Source organism: Deinococcus koreensis (assembly GCF_002901445.1).
GTDB classification, from domain to species: Bacteria; Deinococcota; Deinococci; order Deinococcales; family Deinococcaceae; genus Deinococcus; species Deinococcus koreensis.
In genome coordinates this window covers 1516167-1540999 of sequence record NZ_PPPD01000001.1, presented here as the reverse complement: position 1 = coordinate 1540999, position 24833 = coordinate 1516167, and the positions used below count along the sequence as shown (strand labels likewise).

Annotated in this window: 20 protein-coding genes and 1 tRNA gene; 12 read left to right on the top strand and 9 right to left on the bottom strand. The window is 71.0% G+C overall.

Features of this window, described 5'->3' with window-relative positions:
* Positions 1 to 4: 4 nt before the first annotated feature.
* From CVO96_RS07345 to CVO96_RS07330, 4 genes are all read right to left on the bottom strand, one after another.
* Positions 5 to 799, bottom strand: a complete 795-nt coding sequence (locus CVO96_RS07345; RefSeq protein ID WP_103311664.1) for a carboxypeptidase-like regulatory domain-containing protein — start codon at positions 797 to 799, stop codon at positions 5 to 7.
* 137 nt (positions 800 to 936) lie between these two features.
* A complete protein-coding gene (locus CVO96_RS20730; RefSeq protein WP_207795285.1) occupies positions 937 to 1149 on the bottom strand; it encodes a hypothetical protein in 213 nt (70 codons plus the stop codon).
* Between the two features lie 99 nt (positions 1150 to 1248).
* Positions 1249 to 1324 (bottom strand) — tRNA-Ala (locus tag CVO96_RS07335).
* 107 nt (positions 1325 to 1431) lie between these two features.
* Positions 1432 to 2139 (bottom strand): alpha/beta fold hydrolase, encoded by a 708-nt coding sequence (locus tag CVO96_RS07330; RefSeq protein WP_103311662.1) that lies wholly within the window; start codon positions 2137 to 2139, stop codon positions 1432 to 1434.
* A 183-nt stretch (positions 2140 to 2322) separates the two neighbouring features.
* Here CVO96_RS07330 and guaB point away from each other — a divergent pair, with 183 nt between their 5' ends.
* Positions 2323 to 3831 carry an IMP dehydrogenase gene (guaB, locus tag CVO96_RS07325; protein ID WP_103311661.1) on the top strand — a complete coding sequence of 503 codons (1509 nt, stop codon included), beginning with the start codon at positions 2323 to 2325 and terminating at the stop codon, positions 3829 to 3831.
* A 10-nt stretch (positions 3832 to 3841) separates the two neighbouring features.
* Positions 3842 to 4378 (top strand): HIT family protein, encoded by a 537-nt coding sequence (locus tag CVO96_RS07320; RefSeq protein WP_165795230.1) that lies wholly within the window; start codon positions 3842 to 3844, stop codon positions 4376 to 4378.
* A gap of 7 nt (positions 4379 to 4385) precedes the next feature.
* Here CVO96_RS07320 and CVO96_RS07315 read toward each other — a convergent pair whose 3' ends face one another.
* Positions 4386 to 6452 (bottom strand): NAD(P)-binding protein, encoded by a 2067-nt coding sequence (locus CVO96_RS07315; RefSeq protein ID WP_207795284.1) that lies wholly within the window; start codon positions 6450 to 6452, stop codon positions 4386 to 4388.
* A gap of 265 nt (positions 6453 to 6717) precedes the next feature.
* Between CVO96_RS07315 and trhA the strand changes: the two genes are divergently transcribed.
* The gene (gene trhA / locus CVO96_RS07310) at positions 6718 to 7359 is read left to right on the top strand and encodes a PAQR family membrane homeostasis protein TrhA (protein ID WP_103311659.1); all 642 of its coding nucleotides are present in this window, start codon (positions 6718 to 6720) and stop codon (positions 7357 to 7359) included.
* Between the two features lie 56 nt (positions 7360 to 7415).
* On the opposite strand, the gene CVO96_RS07305 is transcribed toward trhA, so the two are convergent.
* Genes CVO96_RS07305 through CVO96_RS07295 form a run of 3 tightly spaced genes read right to left on the bottom strand, consistent with a single transcriptional unit; the run spans position 7416 to position 10469 of the window.
* On the bottom strand, positions 7416 to 8027 hold the full coding sequence (locus tag CVO96_RS07305) for a site-2 protease family protein (protein ID WP_103311658.1): 612 nt from the start codon (positions 8025 to 8027) through the stop codon (positions 7416 to 7418).
* A gap of 7 nt (positions 8028 to 8034) precedes the next feature.
* Positions 8035 to 9162, bottom strand: coding sequence for a tRNA nucleotidyltransferase/poly(A) polymerase family protein (locus CVO96_RS07300; protein ID WP_103311657.1), 1128 nt, complete (start codon positions 9160 to 9162; stop codon positions 8035 to 8037).
* A gap of 38 nt (positions 9163 to 9200) precedes the next feature.
* The gene (locus CVO96_RS07295; protein WP_103311656.1) at positions 9201 to 10469 is read right to left on the bottom strand and encodes a S1C family serine protease; all 1269 of its coding nucleotides are present in this window, start codon (positions 10467 to 10469) and stop codon (positions 9201 to 9203) included.
* Positions 10470 to 10629: 160 nt separating this feature from the next.
* On the opposite strand from CVO96_RS07295, the gene CVO96_RS07290 reads away from it, so the two are divergent.
* Complete coding sequence (locus tag CVO96_RS07290) at positions 10630 to 11643, top strand: nucleotidyltransferase domain-containing protein (protein WP_103311655.1); 1014 nt, start codon at positions 10630 to 10632, stop codon at positions 11641 to 11643.
* 86 nt (positions 11644 to 11729) lie between these two features.
* Here CVO96_RS07290 and hslO read toward each other — a convergent pair whose 3' ends face one another.
* Positions 11730 to 12641, bottom strand: coding sequence for an Hsp33 family molecular chaperone HslO (gene hslO, locus CVO96_RS07285; protein ID WP_103311654.1), 912 nt, complete (start codon positions 12639 to 12641; stop codon positions 11730 to 11732).
* Between the two features lie 294 nt (positions 12642 to 12935).
* Here hslO and CVO96_RS07280 point away from each other — a divergent pair, with 294 nt between their 5' ends.
* The 8 genes from CVO96_RS07280 (at position 12936) to CVO96_RS07245 (ending at position 24744) form a co-directional block, all read left to right on the top strand.
* Positions 12936 to 14678 carry an ABC transporter substrate-binding protein gene (locus tag CVO96_RS07280; RefSeq protein WP_103311653.1) on the top strand — a complete coding sequence of 581 codons (1743 nt, stop codon included), beginning with the start codon at positions 12936 to 12938 and terminating at the stop codon, positions 14676 to 14678.
* A gap of 118 nt (positions 14679 to 14796) precedes the next feature.
* Positions 14797 to 15489: a response regulator gene (locus CVO96_RS07275; RefSeq protein ID WP_165795229.1), complete on the top strand. Its 693-nt coding sequence runs from the start codon at positions 14797 to 14799 to the stop codon at positions 15487 to 15489.
* A gap of 161 nt (positions 15490 to 15650) precedes the next feature.
* On the top strand, positions 15651 to 18542 hold the full coding sequence (locus CVO96_RS07270) for a GAF domain-containing sensor histidine kinase (RefSeq protein ID WP_103311651.1): 2892 nt from the start codon (positions 15651 to 15653) through the stop codon (positions 18540 to 18542).
* Positions 18543 to 18613: 71 nt separating this feature from the next.
* Positions 18614 to 19738, top strand: a complete 1125-nt coding sequence (locus CVO96_RS07265; RefSeq protein ID WP_243398206.1) for an MFS transporter — start codon at positions 18614 to 18616, stop codon at positions 19736 to 19738.
* A gap of 122 nt (positions 19739 to 19860) precedes the next feature.
* Positions 19861 to 20352, top strand: coding sequence for a GreA/GreB family elongation factor (locus CVO96_RS07260; protein WP_103311650.1), 492 nt, complete (start codon positions 19861 to 19863; stop codon positions 20350 to 20352).
* A gap of 111 nt (positions 20353 to 20463) precedes the next feature.
* Positions 20464 to 22029 (top strand): lysine--tRNA ligase, encoded by a 1566-nt coding sequence (gene lysS, locus CVO96_RS07255; protein WP_103311649.1) that lies wholly within the window; start codon positions 20464 to 20466, stop codon positions 22027 to 22029.
* 223 nt (positions 22030 to 22252) lie between these two features.
* Positions 22253 to 23488, top strand: coding sequence for an ABC transporter substrate-binding protein (locus CVO96_RS07250; protein WP_103311648.1), 1236 nt, complete (start codon positions 22253 to 22255; stop codon positions 23486 to 23488).
* 131 nt (positions 23489 to 23619) lie between these two features.
* The gene (locus CVO96_RS07245) at positions 23620 to 24744 is read left to right on the top strand and encodes a carbohydrate ABC transporter permease (protein WP_103311647.1); all 1125 of its coding nucleotides are present in this window, start codon (positions 23620 to 23622) and stop codon (positions 24742 to 24744) included.
* The last annotated feature ends 89 nt before the right edge of the window (positions 24745 to 24833 follow it).

The following is a 24833-nucleotide window of genomic DNA, read 5'->3' as shown; positions in this document are numbered from 1 at the left end:
AGGCTCACTGCCGCGAGACCTCGACCTCCATGATCTGCCCGGAGCCGCGCTGCACGAAGCGCGAGGCCACGCTGGCGCCGAACTCCCCCGCGTTGCGCGGACGGATCCGGAGGGTCTGCGGCGCGCCGCCCGCAGGGGCGTAGCGCGCCGAGACCGTGTAGCGGCCCAGGGCAATGTCCACCAGGCCCTCCTGGCCGTCAGGGGTCTGTTTGACCTTGCCCCGCACCCCCACGCCCGGGCTGCCGTCGATGCGCGGCCCCGTGGGCGTCAGGATCAGTTCGATGTCGGGGAGCCAGTCCAGCAGGCCGGGATCGAAGAAGTCGGCGTAGACGGTGATGGGCGCGCCGTACCGGCCGCCGTCGGGGCGCGTGCCGGTCAGCGGCCAGGTCAAGTTGCGCACCGCGCCCTGCGCGCCGGTGAAGGGCTCGCTGGAGTCCGGGCGCAGGGTGAAGACGTACGTCTGGCCGTCCATCGTCGCCTCCACCGTGCCGCCCGCGTACCACGACCCGGCGGGCTCGCGCACGCTGACCCGGTAGCGGCCGTCCGGGCCCGTGGTCGCCAGCGCGTTGGTGTTGAAGTAGGCGGTGTGCCCGGCGAACACCTGGGCGCCAGCGACCGGCTGCCCCGTACTGTTGCGAACCGTGCCCGACATCGTGTAGGCGGTGGCGGGCGCAGGTGTGCCCCCACTGCCGGGGGGCGGGTTGCCCTGGGCGGGGCTGGCGCCGCCGCAGGAGCCGAGGGCGAGGGTCAGCGAGAGCAGCAGGGGCACGGTCAGGGTGCGCGGAGTCAGGGTACGCATGGTCGGGTCTCCTTGTGGGGGCGGCGCCGCTGGAGTCGCCGTGGGTGAAGTGTGCAGGCGGGGCCGTGGTTGGCGCGTGACTGGGGGCGCGGGCCGCGCCGGGCGGGATCCGCGTCCCGTGCCCGTGCGCTCAGCCCTCACTTCGGGGCGTGGCACACCTTCAGGGAGGTGAACTCGCTGGCCCCTGCCATGCTCAGCACGCCCTGGCGCCATGTCCACTGGTTGAGCAGCGGGCCCAGCGGCGGTTCGTGCGATCCCAGCGGCGGCAGGGAATGGCCGGCGGGCATGAACTCGGCCCGGTGGACGAGCTGGAAGGGCAGGCTCCAGGTCAGGTCACCCACCCGGGACACCAACCACCCACGCCTATTACGTTCCGACCATGTGCGGGCCGGCCACCGGGCGCCGCCGCCAAAAGCAGAAGCCCGCCGGTGAGGGCGGGCTTTTCTGTGTGGTGGAGCCAAGCGGGATCGAACCGCTGACCTCGTCATTGCGAACGACGCGCTCTCCCAGCTGAGCTATGGCCCCAGGAGCGAAGAGGAATCTACCATGACCCCGGAAGAACCTGCAAGCGCGTGGTGCGGGCTGCCCCGGGGCCAGTCGCCGGGTCAGTCAGTGTTCTGCCCAGCCACTGTTCAGGCCAGGAAGTCCAGCAGCGCCCGGGTGAACGCCGCCGGCTGGTCGAGGTTCGAGAGGTGCTGTGCCCCCGGCAGGATCACCAGGTCGCCGCGTCCGGCTTCGGCCATCTCGCGGGCCAGCGCGGGCGGGGTGACCCTGTCGTCCTCGCCGACCAGCACCAGCAGGGGCGCCTGAAGGGCCCGCAGGGTGTCCAGCCGCTTGGGGCGCGCGGCCATCGCTTCCAGGGCCGCCGCGACGCCCTCTAGGGACGCCGCCTCGATCATGGGCACGATCTGGTGGAAGGTTCCGGCGGGGTGCTCCTTCTCGGCCGCCTCGATCAGAAAGCCGCGCCCCTCCAGCCGCACGCGCCCAGCCTGGGAACGCCGGTCTCGCCGTTTGGCCTCGTCGTCGGCGCGGGCCGTCGTGTCGGCCAGTACCACGCGCTCGAAGCGCTCCGGCGCCTGGGTCAGCAGTTCCAGCGCCAGATACCCGCCCATGCTCAGGCCGACCACGCTCAGCGGCCCCTCGGGCAGTTCGGCCAGCAGGTCACGGGCCGCGTCGGCGAGGCTGCCGATCTCGCCGCCCCGTCCACCGAAGCCCGGCAGGTGGGGTGCCGTGACCCTCAGCCCCGCCGAGGTCAGCGCCGCCTCCTGGGCCGCCCACATCGCGCCGGACAGGGGATAGGCGTGCAGCAGCAGCACGGTACGCGGCGTGGATGCAGACATGCCCGGAAGTGTACGGAGCCTGGAGGGTGCCGACCTTCAGACGATCTTCAGCGGTGACGGGCTTCAGCGGTGACGGGTGGGAGCGTCTGCCTCTCCCCGGTCGATCCGCCTCCCCGCGCGCCTGCCCACCACGCCTGGACACGGTCACCTTGCCCGGTTCGCGCAGGGCTTAGACTCGCCCCTATGAGCGCGCCTGTCACGTCTGCCCCCGCGACCACCGACCACCAGGACGACCGCTTCGCGTACAAGTTCGGCCAGGAAGGCATCACCTTCGACGACGTGCTGCTGCAGCCCCGGCACTCGCAGGTGCTGCCGCACGAGGTCAACGTGGAGGCGCAGCTCACGCGCCGCGTGCGGCTGAACATCCCCTTCGTGTCGGCGGCGATGGACACCGTGACCGAGACCGGCATGGCGGTGGCGATGGCCCGCGAGGGCGGCATCGGCGTGCTTCACAAGAACATGAGCATCGAGGCGCAGGCCGAGATGGCCCGCAAGGTCAAGCGCAGTGAAAGCGGCATGATCGTCGATCCGATCACCCTGCCCCCCCACGCCACGGTGGGCGAGGCCGACCGCCTGATGGCCGAGTACAAGATCAGCGGCGTGCCGATCACCGATCCCGCCGGCAAGCTGCTGGGCATCATCACCAACCGCGACATGCGCTTCATCGACGACCCCACGGCGCGCATCGAGGACGTCATGACCCGCGAGCACCTGATCACCGTGCCGGTGGGCACCACGCTGGACGAGGCGCACGAGATCTTCAAGCAAAACCGCATCGAGAAGCTACTCGTCACGGACGCCGACCAGACCCTGCGCGGATTGATCACCATCAAGGATCTGACCAAGCGGGTGAAGTACCCCAACGCCGCCAAGGACGCCCTGGGCCGCCTGCGCGTGGCCGCCGCCATCGGCGTGGGGGCCGACCTGATGGATCGGGCCGGCGCGCTGGTGCAGGCGGGGGTGGACGTGCTGGTGCTGGACTCGGCGCACGGCCACTCGCAGGGCATCCTGAACGCGCTGGGCCGGGTCAAGGAGGCGTTCGACGTGGACGTGATCGCCGGCAACGTGGCGACCCGCGCGGGCGCCCGCGACCTGATCCTGGCCGGCGCCGACGCCGTCAAGGTGGGCATCGGCCCTGGGAGTATCTGCACCACCCGCGTCGTGACCGGGGTGGGCGTGCCGCAGATCACCGCGATCTTCGAGGCCTCGGCGGCCGCGCTGGAGGCCGGCATTCCCGTGATCGCCGACGGCGGCATCAAGCAGACCGGCGACGTGCCCAAGGCCATCGCGGCGGGCGCGGGCGTGGTCATGATGGGCTCCATGCTGGCCGGCACCGACGAGGCGCCTGGCGAGACCATCCTGCGCGACGGCCGGCGCTACAAGAGCTACCGCGGCATGGGCTCCCTGGGCGCCATGGATCAGGGCAGCGCCGACCGCTACTTCCAGGCCGGCAGCCGCAAGTTCGTGCCCGAGGGTATCGAGGGCATCGTGGCGTACAAGGGCACGGCGGGCGAGGTCATCTACCAGTTCGTGGGCGGCCTGAAAAGCTCGATGGGCTACTGCGGGGCCCCCGATCTGGCGACCCTGCGGGAGAGCGCCCAGTTCGTGCGGATCACCGGCGCCAGCCTGATCGAGAGCCACCCGCACGGCGTCACCATCACGCGCGAAGCCCCGAATTATGGAGGCCGCTGAGGGGCGAGGGGTGTTCCGGGCCCCCGCTCTGTCTGGCCCCTTCCAGCCGGATCCTGTCTGCATTAGCTGCACCCCGCCTGAGCACGACCCGGAGACGGTCGCCTCCACCGACCACTGGAAGGTCGTGCTGCACCCCTCGCAGTGCTCACCCGGCAGCGTGCTGCTGGTCGCGCGGCGCCATGTGCCCCGCATGGCCGACCTGACCGATGACGAGGCGCACGACTTTCAGGCCGTGCTGCGGGTATTGGAGCCGGGGCTGGAGCGCGCCTACGGCGCCCCGCTGGTCAACCTGGCCTATCAGCGCAACTGGGCCTACCGCGCCCGGAACCCCGATCCGCCGCTGGAGAACGGGCGGCCCAACCCGCATGTCCACTGGCACGTCACCCCGCGGTATCCGTCCCCGCTGGAGGTCGCCGGGATGACCTTCCGCGACCCCACCTTCGGGGAGCCCTTCGAGTGGCGCGACGTGCCGGTGCCGCCGGGGGTGCGCCGGGCGATCCTGGAGCGGCTGCGCGAGGTGCTGGGGGTTCATACCGTGAGCCAGTGATCCTGACCTACGAGCCGAAGAACTTCAGCTTGTCCTGCGGCGGCCCCGGGAAGTCTGCGTAGGCGGGGCCAGCCGTGACGCCCAGCAGTTCCCGCGCCGCGCGTACTCCCTGGTCGATGGCGCTGTGGGCGTAGGCGTAGGCCCCGGAGTCCGAGTTGGCGATGGCCACGCGCCCCCAGCCCTGCCGGGCCAGCGTGATCGGCAGCGGGCCGCCCGGCCAGAAGCGGTCGGCGGGGCGCATGTACTCGTAGGCGTAGCCGTGCGCCCAGCGGTTGACCGTGATGGCGGCGATGTCGCGCGCCGGGTCGAAACCGCCCGCCCCCAGCGCGCCGCCCAGCAGCGCCCGGGTCTGCCGCTCGTAGTCCGTGAAGCTCAGCCGCATGAGTTCGGCGCGGCCGGCATTGAACTGGATGCGGACGTCCTGCCCCAGCGGCCCCCCGGGAATGCGGCGCAGGTGCAGGATCACCGGGTCGTCCGGCGTCCGCGCGAACTGGTAGGCCCCCATGCTGACCGGGAAGTCGATGTCGGCGCCGATCCAGAAGTGCCCCGGCGCCCGGAAGTCCGAGAGCCCCAGCTTCTGGAAGGCGCGCCAGGTGCGGATCACCACGTTGGCGTATACCAGCGGCACCTTCACCTGATCCTGCAGGGCGGAGACCTGCGCGGGCGGCAGTTCGCGCGTCAGGTAGGGGATGACGCGGTGCCAGCACGCCAGCACGACGTGACCGGCGACCACCGTGTGCAGGCCGCCGCCCCGCGCGTAGGTCACCTCCACCGAGCGGGCGGTGGCCGGGTCGCCCAGGTGGCGCACCCGCACGGCGCTGCTGCCCAGCCGGATGCGGATCGGGTGGCCGCTCGCGTCCAGCTGCCCGTAGTCCAGCCGGCCCAGCACCAGGGCGGGCATGTCGCCGGCCGGCAGGCTCCGGGGCACCAGCGAACGCACCAGCGCGCGGGCCACCGAGGCGTTGCCGTCGGGGAAGTGGTAGATGTACTCGTCGGGATCGGTCTTGATCAGGCGTCCGCTGGGGCTCATGGCCCGGTCCGGGGCGTCGCCCAGTTCCAGGCCGTCCAGACCGGGGTTGCCGTTGGCCCAGGCGTCCAGCGCGCCCACCTGATCAATGCCGCTGCCGAAATACTCACGCGTGCTGTCCTGGTAGAAGGTCGCGATCTGCGGATCGACCTGCGCGATCTTCAGCAGGAAGTCGCGGTAGGTCGTGTCGGCCAGCAGGGCGCGTTTCTGGGCGGCGCTGCGGCCCGGCAGGTAGTCGCGCGGCGCATCGATCAGTTCGGTCAGCTCGCGGCGGGCGCGGGTATTCAGCGGCGTCCGGCTCACCCAGTCGGCGACCTCCTTTGTCTCCAGCACGGTCGCGGCGCGGCCCCACACGGCCGGGTCGAAGTACACGCCGGAGCCCAGGCCCCGTTGATCGAACCACTCGCCGTCGTAGTAGCCCTCGAACTTGCGGGGCTCGATGCCCACGCTGCCCAGCAGGGCGTTCACGGCCGGACTGAAATAGCTGGGCGTCTGCAGCGACTGCGACCCTCCGTAGCCGATCAGGATCTTGCCGCCCACCCGGAACTCGTTGCGACTGGCGTGGCCGCCGATGTCCTCCAGCGGGTCGAGGATCAGCACGCGGGCGCCGGGGTTCAGGCGGCCGAACTCGTGCGCGGCGCTCAGGCCCGAGATACCCGCCCCGACCACCACCAGATCGAAGGTCTCGCCGGTGCTCACGCCCGCGCCCGGCGTCAGGGTGCCGTCGCGCAGGGCGTGCATCACGGCGCTCGCGGCGCCGGTCTGGCCCACCACGGCGCCCTGGGTGGCGGGTGGGTAGGGGCCGGCGGCGGGGCCGCCCGCGCCGCCCGCGTGGGCGCGGCCCCAGGGCATCAGGCCCTGGGCCGCCACGGCGGCGGCCGTGTAGGCCAGGCCGTTCAGGAAATCGCGGCGCTCGATCGGGCGGTGCATGCCCAGCGCGCGGTCGTCAGCCGTGGGGCCGGGCTCGGGGGCGGGGGCGTCCGGAGAAGGGCTGCTGTCGCGCTCGCTGTCCATAGTCACCTCGGGCAAGGGAGGGCCTGGGGGCATAGGCTCCTGATCCGCAGATCGCTTCGGCGTTCAGGTGGGCACGGTGGTCAGAGCCAGTCTAGGCGTCCACCCCGGCGCCCTGCACTGTGTCGGCTCCCCAGAGGAAGCGGGCCGGGCGCTGGAACCTGTCCACGAAGCCTGCCGGACGAAGCGCTTCCACCAGTGGATCGGGGCGACAGCATCCGTCGTGAGGCGACCTTGAGCCAACCCCGGGAACTGTGCCGCCGCCCACCCGCTTCATGCCGGTCGGGCGTACCCTGCACGGGTGAAGCGTCTGCTGACTGCCCCCCGCGAACCGGTGAATGCCCTGACCCACTGGGGCGGCGCCCTGGCCGCGCTGGTGGTGCTGGGACCGCTGCTGTGGTGGGCGGAATGGAAGGGGCTGGCGCTGTGGCCTTTCATCATCTTCAGCGTGAGCATGGTCGCCCTGTACGCGGCCAGCGCCAGCTACCACTCCTTCCGGGTCAGTGAACGGGGCCTGCTGTGGCTGCGCAAACTCGACCACGCGGGGATCTTCCTGCTGATCGCCGGCAGCTACACCCCGGTCGCGTATTACGGCCTGGAGGGGGTGTGGCAGGGCGTGGTGCTGTGGGTGATCTGGGGCATCGCGCTGACCGGCATTGCGCTGAAGCTGATCACCATGCGGCTGCCGCGCTGGGTCAGCACCCTACTGTACGTGGGCATGGGCTGGCTGGCCCTGGCCTTCCTGCCGCAGCTCGCGCGCAACCTGCCCGCCGCCGCGATCTTCTGGCTGGCGGCGGGCGGGGTGCTGTACTCGGTGGGCGCCGTCATCTACGGCACCAAACGCTGGAATCCCAGAGACGGCTTCGGTTTCCACGAGATCTGGCACCTGTTCGTGCTGGGCGGCACCGGCGCCCACATCGCCATGATGTTCAACCTGCGCTGAGGAGCCAACGAAGGGGGCGGAGGCGATGCTTGCCTCCGCCCCGCGTTCCTGCCGGCCTACACCCCGATCAGGCGTTCGACCCAGCCCTGCACGTTGTTGATGATGACCCCGATCGGGTCGCGGGCCAGAAAGATGAAGGCCATCACGATCAGGAACGAGAAGGGCTGGGCCTCGAACTGCGCGAGGCTGCGGCCCAGCGAGGGCACCAGCGCGCCCAGGATGCGGCTGCCGTCCAGCAGCGGGATGGGGATCAGGTTGAACACCGCCAGCACCACGTTGATGCTCAGCACGATGCCGAGAATCTGGATGGCCAGGAAGTTGCCGGCGAAGATCTTCATCAATACGGCCGTGAGCACGGCGATGAGCAGGTTGCTGATCGGCCCGGCGGCCGAGACCCAGAGCGTGCCCCAGCGGCCCAGGTTGTTCGGGTTGATCGGCACCGGCTTGGCGAAGCCGAAGCCCGCCAGCAGCAGCAGCAGCGTGCCGAAGGGGTCGAGGTGCTTGATGGGATTCAGGGTCACGCGGCCGTAGCGGCGCGGCGTGGGATCACCCAGACGGTCGGCCGTGTAGGCGTGGGCGAACTCGTGGAATGCCAGCGACAGCACCAGCGCGGCGGCAATGATGACGAACGCCAGGGGGTTCGAGGTCAGGAGGTTGATGAGGCCCATATGGCCGTCATTCTACGGGCCGCCCGCATGGGCTTTTGCCTGCCAGATACGATTCCAGCTCACGCCGCTCATCCTCGGGCGTGTGCAGGCTTCCCGCCCGCCGGAGCTGGGCCAGGTGCGCCAGGGCCTCGCCCACCGCCCGGCCCGGCGGCACGCCCAGCGCGAGCACGTCCCGGCCGGTCAGTCCCACGTAGGCGTCCGGGCGCAGCAGGGCCCGCAGGAGGCGTTCCGGCGTGCCCTCCGGATAGAAGGTGTCCGAAAGGGCGCGCTCCAGCAAGGCGGCGGGCCGCTCGCCCAGTTCCAGCCTCTCCGCCAGCCCGGCGGGATCGTCGGCCGCCGAGAGCAGGGCGGCGGCGTAGGCGGTGGGGGAGACCGTCTGGCCGCCGTCCTGAACGGCGTCCAGGGCCTCCAGCCGCGCCGCCTCGGGGAGCAGGTACCCCGCACCCCACTCGCGCAGCGTCCGGGCCACCGCTCCGGGGCGCGGTTCTGCGAGCGTCAGCTTCAGCTCGGCCCACAGGCGGGGCGTCCGGTCGGCCATCCGCACGGCGGCGGGCACCTGTTCCAGCAGCTCCGGGTGGGCACTCAGGCCCAGGCGGGCGGCGAGCCGGGCTCCGCGCACCAGCCGGCTGGCGTCCTCGCGCAGGGAGGCGGCGTGCAGGGGGCGCAGCGTCCGGACCTCCAGGTCGTCCAGGCCGCCGGTCACGTCCAGCAGTTCACCCGGCCCGCCGGGGGAGATGAGCAGCGCTATGGCGTTCACGCCGAAATCGCGCCGCTGCAGGTCGTCCTCCAGGGTGCCGGGCTGCGGCACCGGATTCCGGCCCGCCACCGGGTAGTGCTCTCGCCGCGCCTGCACGATGTCGGCGGATCGGCCGCCGGGCAGGGTCACGGTGGCGTTGCGGAAGGCCGGATGGAACACGACGGGGAGGCCGGTTCCCCCGGCCAGCGCCTGCACGTCGGCGCCCTCCACGACCACGTCCAGATCGAGCGGGGTGGGGCCCAGCAGGGCGTCGCGCACGGCGCCGCCGACCAGCGCCACGCGGGCCTGCGGGCCGGCGAGGGTCGCCAGCGACGCCAGCCACGCCTGATCCTCCGGCCTGAGCCGCGACCAGACGCGGGGGGCCAGGGCGTCACTCATGCCCCCAGTATGCCCAGGGAGGCCCCTGTCCGGAGGATCTACTGGAACGAACTGGCGTCCAGGGTCACCTTCACGTCGCGCTCCCGGCCCGCCCGCCAGAGCTTCAGGGTCACGGTGTCGCCCTGCCTGCGGTCGATCAGGGCGGCCTGCAGGTCTTCGATGGCGTCCACCGGCTTGCCGTCGGCGGCCACGATCACGTCGCCGCCCAGACTGACCGCGCCGCCCCGGAACTCCTGGATCCGGGTGCCGCCCTGCAGGCCCGCCCGCGCGGCCGGCGAGCCGGGCTGCACCGAGCGCAGCACCAGCCCGCGCTCGGGCAACTTCAGCTCCTGCTTGCCCTGGCTGCTGAGCATGCTCAGCCCTACCGGAACGCCCTGGGCGCCACTCTGCGCCACCAGTCCGGGCACGATCCCGATGCGCGGCGCGCTGACCACGCCGCCCGCCGCCGCCTGCAGCCGGGGCAGCAGGTTCTTCGCGGCGTTGATGGGAATGGCGAAGCCCACGCCCGCACTCTGCCCCACGCCGCCCGCCTGCACGCCGGGGCTGATGATCTGCGTGTTGATGCCGATGACCCGGCCCCCGGAGTCCAGCAGCGGCCCGCCGGAGTTGCCGGGATTGATGGCGGCGTCGGTCTGGATGGCCTTCTGCGTGATGCCCTCGCCGCCCCCGCCCGAGAAGCCGATGGGAATCTGGCGAGCGGTGCTGCTCACAATGCCCTCGGTGACGCTGAAATCCAGGCCGAAGGGGGCGCCCATGGCGATGGCCTTCTGGCCCACCTTCAGGCCGTCGCTGTCGCCCAGCGGAATCGGGCGGATCAGGCTGGGCTCCAGCCCCTGCGGGCGGATCAGCGCGAGGTCGTACTGCGGGGCCAGACCGATCACGCGGGCGGGCACGCTCTGCTCGCGGCCCATCAGGCGCACGCTGATCTTCTGCGCCGCCCCGGCGCCCGATTCGCCCGCGACCACGTGGTAATTGGTCAGGATGTCGCCGGCACTGTTCACGAAAAAGCCGCTGCCGACGCCCTGCTGCACCTGCGTCTCGCCGCCGCCGAACATCATGGCGAAGGGGTCTTGGCTCATCACCTCGTTCTCGGTGCTAATAAAGACCAGGCCCGGCTCGTAGCGCGCCACCACGTCGATGGTGTTCTGCTCGTTCTGCAGCCGCGCGCCGGCCTCGGCGGCCACGGGGTTCGCGCTGGCCGGGGCGCCCTGCTGGGCGACCCCCAGCGGCACCTGATCGCGCAGCAGGGTCGCCCCCAGCCCGAGGCCGACCAGAACCAGAATCACGGCGACGCCCTTGCCTCTCATGCCCGCATTATCGCCGGGCCCGGCTCCCCGCCCTCCCACCGGCTCTTGAGGGAATGTTGCGATCCGCCCAGGGCCCGCTGCGCCACCTGCCCGCTGTGTCACCTGCCCGCTGCGCCACTTTGCCGATGCGCCCGCGTGCCCGCTGTGCATAGCTGTGGGGGTGGACGTCTCCTCTGCCGTCACCGCCCTGAAATGGGCCCTCGGTGACTTTCTCGACCGTGGCCGCCCGGACGGCGTGTTCCACGTCCAGCCCGGTGGGCCGGGCAGTGTGCCGGCCCTGGCCGATCTGGACGTGCCCGAGCTGCACCTCGACCTGCTGCCGGGAGTGCCGACTGCGACCCAGCTGGAGGGGCTGAGCGGCCTGGGCTACGTGTCGGAGTTGGAGTCCCGCTGGCTCCATCCCGGCGGCAGGCGGCTGGTGCTGTGCGACCACGGCTCCGGCTGGCGGGCCGCGCAGGGAGCGCTGCGGGCGCTGCTGCGGGCCGACCCGGCGGCGGCGCGGGAGTACCGTCGGGTGTTCGCCGGGCAGGGGAGAGCCGCCGCCGACGAGGCGCTGCGGGCACCGGCCACGGCGCACCATGCCCGCACCGTGGGCCTGAGCCCGGCCCGTTTCGTGGCCCGCGCCCTGGCCGCGCTGGACGCCCCCTGGATGATCGCCGGCGGTGTGGCCCTCGACCTGCACCTGGGTCACGTGGCTAGGCCCCACGACGATCTGGACGTGGCGGTGCCCCGGGAGGCGCAGGGGGCGCTGCCGGGTCTCCTGGCCGGGTGGCGGCTGGACGCGTCGGTGGGGGGGGTGTACCAGGGGTTCACGGTGCCGCTCGCGCCCCCCGTCTACCAGATCCACGCCCGGCACCCGGCACTCCCCGACGTCCTGATGCTCGACCTCATGCTGGGCGACCTGAGCGGCGGCCTGTGGCGCTACCGGCGCGACCCGGCCCTCACCGCGCCGCTCGAGCAGGCCCGCCGGATCACTCCGGACGGCCTGCCCTACCTGGCACCCGAGATCGTGCTGCTGTTCAAAGCCGGTTCCACCGACGGCCACGACCCGCGCGGCAAGGACGAGCAGGACTTCTCAAGGGCCGCGCCGACCCTGAACCGGGAGGCGCGGGACTGGTTGCGGGCCGCCCTGGAGCGCACCCGGCCCGGACACAGGTGGCTGGAGGAACTGTGAAGAGGTAGGAGTGATGAGGGAGGGGATGGGCTGGCCTCATCACTCCTTCCTCATCACCCAGCCCGTCTCATCACCCAGCCCGGCCCCTACGCCCGTGCCCGCTCGACCGGGGCGTCCAGGGCGGCGATCTCCTCCGGGGTGATCTGGTAGTGCTCGCCGCACCAGTGGCACACGATCTCCTGGCCGCCGTCGTCGATCATCTCCTGGCGCTCGGTGGGGCTGAAGAATTTCAGGGAGTCGCTGGCCCGCTCGCGCGAGCAGCGGCACTCGAAGCGGGCGGCCTGGGCGCCGGGGGCCAGGGTCAGGCCCAGGCCCTCGGTCGCCAGCTCCATGACGTGCATCAGGCCGCCCCGGCGCAGCCGATCCGTGATCTGCCCGATGGCGCGGACATTCGCCTCCAGCCGCGCCAGGGTCTCGTCGCTGGCGCCCGGCATGGCCTGCACGAGCAGCCCGCCGGCGTGCGTGACCCGCTCGCCTTCCTCGTACACGCCCAGCAGCACGGCGTTGGGTATCTGCTCGGAGACTCCCAGGTAGGTGCTGATGTCCTCGGCGATCTCGCCGCTGGTGAGGTGGATCGAGCCGGTGTACGGCTCCCCGTTGTCGAGCAGCCGCGTGACCGCTAGTTCCCCGTCCCGGCCGACGATGCCGCTCACGTCCAGCTTGCCGTCGGACTCGCGCAGGGGCAGGTCGGCGTGGGGGCGCCTCACGTAGCCGCGGATCTGCCCGTCGGCGCTGCCCTCGGCCACGATCCAGCCGATGGAGCCGCCGCCCTCGACGCGCACGGTCACGCGGCTGTCGCTGCGCTTGCCCAGCACGACGGCCAGCAGGGCGCTGGCGGTCAGGGTGCGGCCCAGCGCGGCGGTCGCGGTCTTGCTCAGGTCGTGGCGCAGCCGGGCGTCCTCGACCACCCGGGTCGCGTCCATGCCGATCAGTCTTAGGGTGTTGCCCGCTGCCGTGCCACGCAGCAGATAGGACGCAGGAGAGGGCGTATCAGACATGTGCAGACCTTACAGGCAGGGGGGCCGGTGGGCTGTGGGGGGACTCTCACTTCACTCAGGACTCCGTCCAGGTTGGCCTGCCCGGCGAGGCTGGCCCGGGTTCCGGCGGAGGTCGGCCAGCGAAACTGACCGGGAATCTTTAAGGAATCCACGCCATCTTGAGCGTCCTGCCAAATCGTTCTCATGGGCATTCTCTAAGCTGCGGGGCACCTCGGTTCAAAATTGAGCCGAGTCCAGAATTCACCCCTTTTCTCCCTTGACGACGCTCATTTGCCGTCTGCCCCAGGAGTCATCATGAACCCACGTCCCCGCACCTTCAGCGCCCTGGCGCTCACCACGCTCTCCCTGACGCTCGCCGCCTGTAACAACCAGCAGGGGGGCGGCCAAGGCAGCACCCTGGTCGTGCAGGAGTCGGCCGACATCCCGACCCTCGACCCCGGCATCACCTACGACACGGCCAGCGGTCAGGTCGTGGAGAACCTCTACGAGACGCTGGTGACCTACAAGGGCAACTCGATCCGGGAACTCGCTCCGCTGCTGGCGACCGAGTGGCAGGAAGGGAACGGCGGGCGCGAGTACCGCTTCACGCTGCGCGAAGGGGTGAAGTTTCACTCCGGCAACGCCTTCGAGTGCAAGGACGCCGAATACACCTTCCGGCGCAACCTGGTCACCAACTCGGCCGACAGCGGCAACTGGTTCCTCTCCGAGAGCCTGCTGGGCACGCCCAGCAACGCGGGCGACGACAAGAGCATCACCTGGCAGCGCATCACGGACGCCGTGAAGTGCGACGGCCAGACCCTGGTTTTCACGCTCCCCAAGGCTGATCCGGCGTTCCTGTCCAAGCTGGCGTACATCGGCCAGGGCATCGTGGACAGCGCGCACGCCCAGAAGATCGGCGAGTGGGACGGCACCGAGGCCACCTGGCAGGCCGCCGTGGGCAAAGACCTGACGGGCAGCCCGCTGGCGCAGCAGCCCAGCGGCACCGGCGCCTACCGGCTGCTGAAGAAGGAGTCCACGGCGCTCAGCGCCACCGCCTTCGACGGCTACTGGGGCGAGAAGCCGGCCATCAAGAACGTGATCATCCAGAAGGTGCCCGAGCAGGCCGCGCGCATCCAGGCCTTCCTGAAGGGTGACGCGGACATCGTCGAGACCGGCGGCCGCGCCATCATCGAGGAGCAGTTGCGTGGCCAGGACGGCGTGGCGATCCTCGACGACCTGCCCAACACCTCGGCCGCCGGCATCGCCATGAACCAGAACATCAAGGGCCAGGCCATCGGCAGCGGCAAGCTCGACGGCCAGGGCATCCCGGCGAACTTCTTCAGCGACGTGAACGTGCGCCGCGCCTTCGTGGCCGCCTTCGACGTGCCCACCTACATCAAGGAGGTGCAGCTCGGCAAGGGCCAGCCCCGCAACTTCCTGCTGCCCGACACCTTCCCCGGCTACGACGCCGATCTGCAGCCGGTGGCCTTTGACCTCGACACCGCCCGCCGCGAGTTCCAGCAGGCCTGGGGCGGTCAGGTGTGGCAACAGGGCTTCCAGGTCAGCGTGTCGTACCGCGCCGGCAGCCGGGGCGACCAGACGGCCGCCGAACTGCTGAAGAAGAACATCGAGGCGCTCAATCCCAAGTTCAGGGTGAACATCGTCTCCAAGGAATGGAGCGAGATCATCAAGGGCAGCAACCAGGGCAGCGAGCCGATGGTCATGACCGCCTGGGCGCCGGACTACGCCGACCCGGACAACTTCGTGAGCACCTTCTACTCCAGCACCGGCTACTACAACCCACGCATCGGGGCCAAGGACGCGCAGATCGACACCTGGATCAACGAGGCGCGCGCCACCACCGACGCGGATCGCCGGGGCGAGCTGTACGCCCAGGTGGCGAAGCGTGCCCAGGAGAACGCCTGGTACATCCAGATGCCCGCCGGTATCGGCGTGGTCGCCCACCGCGACACCGTCAAGGGCATCAGCGCCGACACCTTCAACCCCATGAACGCGTTCATCGCGGGCACCCTCTGGAAGAACCTCAGCAAGGGCTGAGCCCCGGCCAGGCCCCCTGCACGCCTCCCCACCCGGGGGGGCTTTTTTCGTGCCCTGCTCTGGTGGGCGGCCCGCACCCTGGCGCCGGCTCGGGATGCCGGCACCGTATCCTGTACCCATGCTTGACGCCGATACGCTGGACACGGGCCCGGACTCGCCGCGCGCCATCACCCTGCTGCTGGTGGATGACCACCCGGTCGTGCGCAAGGGCACCCGTGAGCTGCTGGAAGGCGAGGCGGATCTGCACGTGGTGGGCGAGGCCGGCAGCGGCGAGGAGGCCATCCTGAGGGCCCGCGAGCTGGGCCCCGACGTGATCCTGATGGACGTGTCCATGCCCGGCATGAACGGCATCGAGGCGACCCGGGCGATCAAGGCCGAGCAGCCCGGCGTGGGCGTGCTGGTGCTGACCTCCTACGACGACGACGCCTACGTGTTCGCGCTGCTGGAGGCGGGCGCCGCCGGCTACCTGCTGAAAAACGCCTCCGAGGACGACCTGCTGGGCGCCGTGCGCGCCGTGGCGGCCGGCGAGAGCGCCCTGCACCCCTCGGTGGCGCGCAAGGTGCTCGAACGCTTCAGCGCGAACACCACCCCCACCCCGCCCGAGGACGACCTCTCGCCCCGCGAACTCGAAGTCCTGCGCGTGGCCGCCACCGGGCGCACCAACAAGGAGATCGCCCGCGACCTCGACATCAGCCCCCGCACGGTGCAGGTGCACCTGGCGAACATCTTCTCCAAGCTGGGCGTGGGCAGCCGCACGGAGGCCGTGCTGTTCGGCATCAAGCGCGGCTGGATCGACCCGAAGATGGTGTGAGCCCTGCTCCCTCTCCCCTCGTGGGAGAGGGCCGGGGTGAGGGGGCGTGAGACCAGCCAAGGTTGCCCCAAGATTCGTTGCCATTCGGTTCAGCTGTGTTGCGGGACGTATGCGTTCCCCCCCTCCCAGCCTCCCCCGCAAGGGGGGAGGAGCAAAAAGAGATGACCCTCCCCCCCTTTCCCCCCGCCCTGACCAACGCCTCGTCCGTGGCCGGCTTCGCCGCGGCGCTCGCGGAGTTCGCCTGCCGGGTCGCGGGCGCCCACGGGGTGCGGGTCTGGGTGGTGCACGACGCGCATCTGGACGCCGTGGCCGAGGAGGGCCGGGGCCTGGGCCTCAGCGACGGCACGCTGGCGGGGCGCGCACTCGCCGGGGGGGCGGTGCTGGAAGAGGGGATGCTGTCCGCGCTGCCCTTCGGCTGCGGCGTGCTGGAGTTCGTGGGGGCGCGGCCTGAGGGCCTGGAAGCGCTGCAGGGCGTCTCGCCCCTGCTGACGCTCGCGCTGGAGGGCGTGCAGGCGCGCGAGGCGCGGCGCGGTCACGGCCGCATCGCGGAGACGGTGGAGGGGCTGGTGCGGCGGCTGGGCGGCAGCCTGAACCTGCGCGAGGTGCTGACCGTGACCGCCCAGAGCGCGGCCCTGGCGCTGGGCTTCTCGCGCGCCTTCGTGGGCCTGTTCGACGAGGTGCAGGACGGCGGCGCGCGTACCGGCGAGGTCTTCACCTACGGCTTCGACGACGCCTTCACGGGCGGCATCGGGGTCGGCCCGGTCAGCTTCGAGCGGCTGATGACCCGGGGCGAGGCGATCCGCTACGACCGCGCCCGCGACGCCGGCACCCCCTTCGCGGCCAGTCTGGCCGAACTGGGCCCCGAGGTCGCGGTGCTGGCCCCCCTGAGCGCCCGGGGGCGGCCGCTGGGCCTGCTGTACGTCGATTCCCGCACGCCGGGGGCCGGGGCCTCCGAGGACGACGCCCGGCTGGTGCTGGCGCTGGCCGAGCAGGCCTCGCTGGCCATCGACAACGCGCGGCTCTACGCCATCGAGACCCGCAAGCGCGAGGCCGCCGAGGCGCTGCGCGAGGCCGGCGCGGCGCTGGCCGGCAGCCTGCATCTCTCGGACACCCTGCCGCGCGTGCTGGAGCGCGCCGTGACCCTGTTCCATGCCGACGCGGCGGCGGTCTACGAACTGCAGCCCGACGGCCGCACCCTGAACATCCGCTCGGCGCTGGGCCTGCCGTCCGAGTACGTGCTGCGCGTGCGGGCCAAGGTGGGCGCGGGCGTGACCGGGCGGGCCGCCGAGCGCCGCGAGGTGGTCGCCGCGCGCGACCTGACCACCGAGCACTACGGCGGCGGCAGCCGCTACACCCGGCAACTGCTGGCGCAGGGCAAGTACCCCTACCGGGGCGTGGTGGGGCTGCCGCTGGTCACGCGCGCGGGGGTCTTCGGCGTGCTCACCCTCTACTGGGACGCCCCGCTGCCGCTCGACGAGGACGACCAGGCGCTGTGCGGGGTCTTCGCCGCGCAGGCCTCGCTGGCCATCGAGAACGCCCGCCTGTACGAGGAGGAGCTGCGCCGCGAGCGCGAATCGGCGGTGCTGCTGAACGTGGGGCGGCTGCTGGGCGAGGATCAGGGCGACGAGACGCTGGCCGAGGCCGCGCGGCTCTCGACCCTGGCGCTCAGTGCCGGGCGCGGCCTGATCGCGCTGCTGGGCGAGGGCGGCGAGGTCACGCGCTGCGCCACCTATAACCTGCACCCTCCCAGGCCCGAGGAACTGGCCTCGCTGCTCTCGCAGCTGGGGCGCGGGCCCCGGCCCCTGGCGCGCCGGGCCTGTCTGCCGGTGGCGGGCAGCGCCCTGATCGTGCCCCTGCACGGCGGCGATGTGGTGGGCAGCGGCGGCGACGGGCGCGGCATCCTGGGCTTCCTGTACGTGGATGACCCCGGCACCGAGCCGCCCAGCGACCGGGTGCTGGCGCTGGCCCGCTCGGTCGCCGACCAGATGGCCCTGACCCTGACCCGCGAGCGATTGCTGGTCGCGCTGGAGCGCGAGGAAGCCCGCTACCGCCAGCTCGCGGAGGGCGCCCACGACCTGATCCTGAGCGCGGATACCCAGGGGATCATCACCTATGCCAACCCCGCCGCCGCCCGGCTGCTGGAGCCGCTGACCGGGCCGCTGCCGGGCGCCCAGGTGCTCAGCCTGCCCACGCCCGCCACCCAGGGCGCCCTGCGCGCCGCCTGGGACGCGGCCTCGACCAGCCTGGCGGGGGGCCGCGCGGAGATCCAGGTCGGCTCGTACCGGCTGGAGGTGCGCCTGAGCGCGGTGGGGGCCGGCGAGGGCGTGCTGCTGGTGGCCCGCGACCTCTCGGAGCTGCAGACCCTGGCCGAGGAGATCACCCGGCGCGGGCAGGCGCTGGAGGCCGCCACCAGCCGCACCCTGGAACTGCGCAGCTACCTGACCCTCTTTACCCAGGCGCAGGAGGAGGAGCGGCGGCGCATCAGCCGCGAGCTGCACGACGACACCGCCCAGGTGCTGACCGCCACGACCCGCCGGGTGGCGAGGCTGGCCCGCGAGCTGGGCGGCGAGCACAAGGAGCGCGCCGACGACATCCTGGGCGACCTGAACGCCGCCATCGAGAGCGTGCGGCGCTTCGCGCGCAACCTGCGCCCCTCCATGCTGGACGACCTGGGGCTGCTGCCCGCGCTGGAGTGGCTCGCCTCCCAGGCCCAGACCGAGACCCGCCTGGAGATCAGCGGCCAGGAGCGGCGCCTGAGCCCGGCCGCCGAACTCACCGTGTTCCGGCTGGCGCAGGAGGCGCTGAACAACGTGGACAAGCACGCCCACGCCCACACCGCCGCCATCCGCGTGGCCTTCGGCGCGGGGCAGGTGCGGGTGGCGATCAGCGACGACGGCCGGGGCTTCACCGCCGAGGAGGCCGAGGCGCAGGCCCGCTCGGGGCACCTGGGCCTGCTCGGGCTGCGCGAGCGGGCCACGCTGGCGGGCGGCGAGCTGGAGGTGGTCAGCGCTCCCGGACAGGGCGCCACGCTGGCCTTCACCCTGCCGGGCTGAGGAGCGCTTCGGGGCTCTCCTCCCGTGCCCTCATACCTCCGCAGGCCCCCCGCGGTGCTACCTTCGGCCCCGTGACCTCCGTGCCCTCCGTGCGCCCGACGTTGAACCTGCTGGGGGCCGGAGCCGCCGCCTACTTCGTCATGGGCGTGCTGCAGCCCATCTACGGGCCGCTCTTTCCCTTCTTCCAGCAGCGCTTCGGGGTCAGCACGGCGAGCGTGGGGATCATCGCCAGCGCGCACTTCCTGGGCTCGGCCGCCGCGCCGCCGCTGGCCGGGGTGCTGCTGCGGCGCCTGAGCACGCGCCGGGTGGTGGTGGGCAGCCTGATCCTGCTGGCGCTGGGGGCCGTGCTGGTGGGGCTCGCACCCCTCTGGGCGCTGGCGGTGGCGGGCGCGGTGGTGGCGGGCCTGGGCATGGGCGGGGTGAGCGCGGCCCTGAACGCCGTGTTCGCCTCCGTGGGCACCCGCGCCATCAACTTCGTGAACGCCGTGTTCGCCGCCGCCAGCATCCTGGCGCCGCTGATCGCGGTGGGCCTGGCGCCGCTGGGTCTGGCCTGGCCCTTCGTGCTGATCGCGTCGCTGAGTCTGCTCACCCTGCTGGCCGCGAAGGTCTGGGGACTGCCGGAGCTGCCGCCCGCGCGCCCGCAGGACGGGGGGCGGGGGCTGGCCCGCTCGCTGGCGCTGTTCGTGCCCATGCTGGTGTGTTACGTGGGCCTGGAGGTGGGGTTTGGCGCCTGGGGCATCAAGCACCTGCAGGGCGTGGGTTTCGGGTCGGCGGCGCTGGCGGTCAGCCTGTACTGGGGGGGCTTCACGCTGGGGCGGGCGCTGACCAGCGCCTTCGGGGGCCGCTTCCGGCCGGATCGGCTGGTGCTGGTCAGCGCCGTGCTCAGCGCCCTGGTGGCCCTGGCGGCCAGCGTGCCGGCCCTGGCGCCGCTGGCCTACCCGCTGGTGGGCCTGACGCTGGGGCCGCTGTTCGGCTCGGTGCTGGTCTGGTCGGCCGGGGTGCTGCCCGTGCGGCTGCTGCCCTTTCTGCTGGTCTCGGGCTCGGTCGGCGGGATTCTGGTGCCCTGGCTGATCGGGCTGGCCTTCGCCCGGTCGGGCCCGCAGGCGGTGCCGGTGTTCCTGGCCGCTCTGGGGGCGGTGCTGGTCGCGCTGGTCGTGCTGACCCGGCGCGTGCTGCGGGTCTCGCCCGCCGCCTGAGAGCCCCCTCGGCGGGGGCGGGCGTTGTCAGAGAGGGGGGCGTGTGGCAGAATGCGCGCTGATTCTCACCAATCGACCGAACTCGTCCCTGCGGGGACACCTGAGAAGTCACGGAGGCCAGAGTGGCGCAAGCGACCAGCAGACAGGTGAAACTCACCCGGGAAGGCTTTGAGCGCCTTCAGCAGACCCTGGAGCAGGAACAGACGAGACTGGCGGAAGCCACCCGCATCCTGCAGGAGCAGATGGAAACCAGTTCGGACACCGAGGACACCGGGCTGGAAGATGCCAAGCGCGAGAAGATGAACATCGAGGCGCGCATCGACGAACTCGAGGACACCCTGGCCCGCGCCACGGTCATCGAGGATCACGAGAACGAGGGCCGGGTCGAGCTGGGCGCCATCGTGGTGCTGGGCAACGAGACCACCAAAAAGGACATGAAGGTGCTGGTCGTCAGCGCGCCCGAGGCCACCGTCACGGGCGGCAGCCTGCCCCGCGTCAGCGAGGACAGCCCCGTGGGCAAGGAGCTGATGGGCCGCAAGAAGGGCGAGGCCTTCGTGGTCAACCTCGACAACGGCAAGCAGATGAAGTACAAGGTCAAGAGCATCGAGTACTGACGCAGAGAGCGGAGGGCCGAGGGCAGAATGCTGGGAATCCTGGCGCTCTGCCCTCCGCTTTCTGCTCTCTGCCTTCTGCGTTCTGCCTTCCGCCTCCGTATACTTCCCCCCATGTCCGACCCCCGTCCCCGCCCTGAAGGACTGCACGAGCAGACCGTCGCCCGCCTGAACAACCTGGACGCGCAGGTGGAGGCCGGCTTCGAGGCCTACCCGTACTCGTACCCGCGCACCCACCACGCCCGCGACGTGCTCGCTGCCCATCCGGCCGATCCGGAGGGCACGCTGGAGCCGGGGCAGGAGTGGCCGGAGGAACCCTACGCGCTGGCGGGCCGCGTGACGCTGCTGCGGCACATGGGCAAGGCGGCCTTCGCCGACCTGCAGGACGAGTTCGGCAAGCTGCAGCTGTTCTTCAGCAAGCAGGACACCGAACAGTTCGATCCGACGAAGAAGATCGACCTGGGCGACATCATCGGCGTGACCGGGCACCCCTTCGTGACCAAGACCGGGCAGGTCACCCTGAAGGTCACGTCGTGGCAGCCGCTGGTCAAGAGCCTGCATCCGCTGCCCTCCAAGTTCCACGGCCTGCAGGACGAGGAGCTGCGGGCCCGGCGGCGCTACGTGGACCTGCTCATCAACCCCGAGCGGCGCGAGGCCTTCCGGGTGCGCTCGCGGGCCATCCGGGCCATCCGGCGCTTCCTGGACGCCCAGGACTTCATGGAGGTCGAGGGGCCGACCCTGCAGACCGTGGCCGGGGGCACCGAGGCCAAACCCTTTACCACCCACCACAACGCCCTGTCGCACGACTTCAGCCTGCGGATCAGCCTGGAGCTGTACCTCAAGCGGCTGCTGGTCGGCGGCTTCGAGCGGGTCTATGAGATCGGCCGCAACTACCGCAACGAGGGCATCGACCGCACGCATAACCCGGAATTCACCATGCTGGAGGCGTATTTCGCCTACGGCGACTATCAGGACATGATGAGCCTGGTCGAGACCATGCTGCACAGCGTCGTCACCGAACTGCGGGGCGAGGCGCGGCTGACCTATCAGGGCCAGGAGGTCGATTTCTCGCTGCCGTTCCGGCGCCTGGACTTCGTGAGCGCGCTGAAGGAAGCCGCCGGCCTGGACTTCGACCCCACCGATCTGGCCCGCCTGCGCGTGTGGGCCGACGAGCGGCACCCGGAACTCCGCAAGGTGCCCGACTACAAGCTGCTGGACAAGCTGTTCGGCGACTACGTGGAGCACACCCTGATCCACCCGACCTTCGTGACCGACGTGCCGCTGGCGATCAGCCCGCTGGTCAAGGCCCACCGCAGCCGCGCGGGCCTCAGCGAGCGCGCCGACCTGTTCGTGGCCGGCTTCGAACTCGCTCCGATCTATTCCGAGCTGAACGACGCCCTGGAGCAGCGTGAGCGCTTCGAGGCCCAGACCGCGCGCCGCGACGCCGGCGACGACGAGGCCCACGAGCAGGACGAGGATTTCCTGCTGGCGCTGGAGTACGGGATGCCGCCGGCCGCCGGCATGGGCATGGGCATGGACCGCCTCGCCATGCTGCTCACCGACTCCGACTCCATCCGCGACGTGCTGCTCTTTCCGCTGCTGCGCCCAGGGGGTCAGGCAGGCCCCGACGGCCGGGATGCGGAAGGCCAGGGTGAAGCTGGCGCCGCGGCCAGGGGGTAAACGGGGCGAGAAAGGCCGACGGGCAGGGCACAGAGGGCCGGGCGGGCGCCGGAGAGATCGGCGGCTGTCCGGCCCGCCGTGTGGCGCTGACCCGCCCGCCGTGCGCTGAATCGACAGGGAGTATCACGCCGGCCTCCGCAGGGCTTATCATCCATGACGTTCCACAACCCAGCGCCGAATACGGCCCGAAGTGCTGCACTGCCCTGTTTCCCCGGAGGAACACATGAAAAAAGCCCTGCTGATCGCCACCGCCCTTGCCGTCACGTCCAGCGCCCTGGCCACCGGAAAACTGGAAATCTTCTCGTGGTGGTCGGGCGACGAAGGCCCGGCCCTGGAGGCCCTGGTCAAGCTCTACAAGGAGAAGTACCCCTCGGTCGCGGTGGACAACGCCACGGTCTCGGGCGGCGCCGGCACCAACGCCAAGGCCGTCCTGAAGACCCGGATGCTGGGCGGCACGCCCCCCGACTCCTTCCAGGCGCACGCCGGCCAGGAACTCATCGGCACCTGGGTGGTCGCCAACCGCATGGAAGACCTCTCGCCCCTTTTCAAGTCCGAGGGCTGGAGCAAGGTGTTCCCCAAGGATCTGGTGAGGCTGATTTCCTCCAAGGGCAAGATCTGGAGCGTGCCGGTCAACGTCCACCGCTCGAATGTCATGTGGTACAACCCCGCCAAGCTCAAGCAGTGGGGCGTGACCGTGCCCAAGACCTGGCCCGAGTTCATCTCGACCTGTGCCACGCTGAAGGCCAAGGGCGTGGCCGCGCCGCTGGTGGTCGGCGAGAACTGGACCCAGCAGCACCTGTGGGAAAGCGTCATGATCGGCACGCTGGGGGCGCAGGGCTGGGAAGACCTGTTCTCCGGCAAGCTGAAGTTCACCGATCCGCGCGTGGTCGGGGCCTTCACGACCTACGGCAAGGTCATGGACTGCGCCAACAAGGACGCCTCGGGCCTGAGCTGGCAGCAGGCCAGTGACCGGATCATCGACGGCACCAGCGCCTTCAACATCATGGGCGACTGGGCCGCCGGCTACTTCACCACCACCAAGAAGCTGGCCCCCGGCACCGGCTTCGGCTGGGCGGCCTCGCCCGGCACCACCAAGACCTTCGTGATGCTGGCCGACTCCTTCGGGCTGCCCAAGGGCGCCAAGAACCGCACCGAGACCATGAACTGGCTCAAGGTGCTGGGCAGTAAGGAGGGTCAGGACGCCTTCAACCCGCTCAAGGGCTCGATCGCCGCGCGCACCGACTCCGACCTGAGCAAGTACAGCACCTACTCCAAGAGCGCCGCAACCGACTGGAAGAACTCCAAGATCGTGGGCTCCCTGGTGCACGGCGCCGTGGCCCCCGAGAGCTTCATGAGCGCCTTCGGCGCCGTGATCGACCAGTTCGTGGCCAGCAAGAACAGCGCCGGGGCCGCCGCCGCCGCGCAGCAGCTGGCCATTCGCTCGGGCTTCAGCAAGTAGAGCGCAGCCACCGGCTGTAGGGTGTGGGTTGTGGGCCGTGGGAGCGTCTTCCCGCCGGCCCCGGCCCACTCTCCTTTTTCCGTCGCGCCCCCACTCTGTCCCGCCACCACTGACCCGAAAGGAGGCCTGAATTGAAAGGCCTGAGTAAAGACCGCCTGTGGTCGATCGCCGTCCTGACTCCCAGCATCATCCTGATCGCGGTGTTCGTGTACGGCTTTATCGCGCGCAGCGTGTACGTCTCCATGACCGACTGGGGCAACGACCCGGCCCAGGCGCTGGCCGAGAACCCGGTCATCCGCTGGGTGGGGCTCGCCAACTACTCCGAGCTGTTCAGCGGCTTCCTGCAGGGCCGCTTCCGGCAGGAACTGGTCAGCACCATCTTCTTCACGGTGTTCTTCATCCTGGGCTGCCTGGGCCTGGGCCTGGGCCTGGCGCTGATCCTCGACCGCAACCCCCGGGGCGAGGGGCTGTGGCGCACCATCTTCCTGTTCCCCATGAGCCTGAGCTTCATCGTGACCGGCACCATCTGGCGCTGGATGCTGCAGCCGCAGGGCGGGGTGAACCAGGCGCCCACGCTGCTGGGCGCGCCGCCCAGCACCTTCGGCTGGCTGAGCAGCCAGGACGCCGTGCTGAAGTTCGACTGGAACCTGCTGCCGCTGATCACGGCGTCGGTGGTGGGAATCGTGCTGATCGTGCTGGCGGTGCAGGCACTGAGGGCCGGAGATCGCCGCCGCACGCTGGTCGCGGGCCTGTGCGCGGCCCTGCTGCTGGTCTGGGCGGTCTTCATCGGCCCGAACGTGAAGATGCTGCCGGCTCCCGAGCTGCACGGCTTCAACCTGGCCCTGATCGGCATCATCATCGCCGCCGTGTGGCAGATGAGCGGCTACACCATGGCGCTCTATCTGGCGGGCCTGCGCGGCATCCCCGAGGAACTGCGCGAGGCCGCCAAGGTGGACGGCGCCAGCGACGCCGGCATGTACCGCTTCGTGGTCTTTCCGCTGCTGGCGCCCATCACCCTGAGCGCCATGATCATCCTGGGGCACATCAGCCTCAAGATCTTCGATCTGGTGTACGCGATGGCCGGGCCGGACAACCTGAGCACCTCGGTGCCGGCGCTCAACATGTACCTGACCTCCTTCCGGCAGAACCAGTTCTCGCTGGGCGCGGCCATCGGCACCGTGCTGCTGATCCTGGTGGCCTTCATCATCGTGCCGTATCTGGTCAGCCAGTTCCGCCAGCAGGAGGGGCACGCATGAGGGGGAGAGACGCGGAGGGCAGAGGGCTGAGGGCAGAAGGCACAGGGCGGGAGGCACAGGGCGCAAGGCACGGGGCGGAGGGCGCCCGG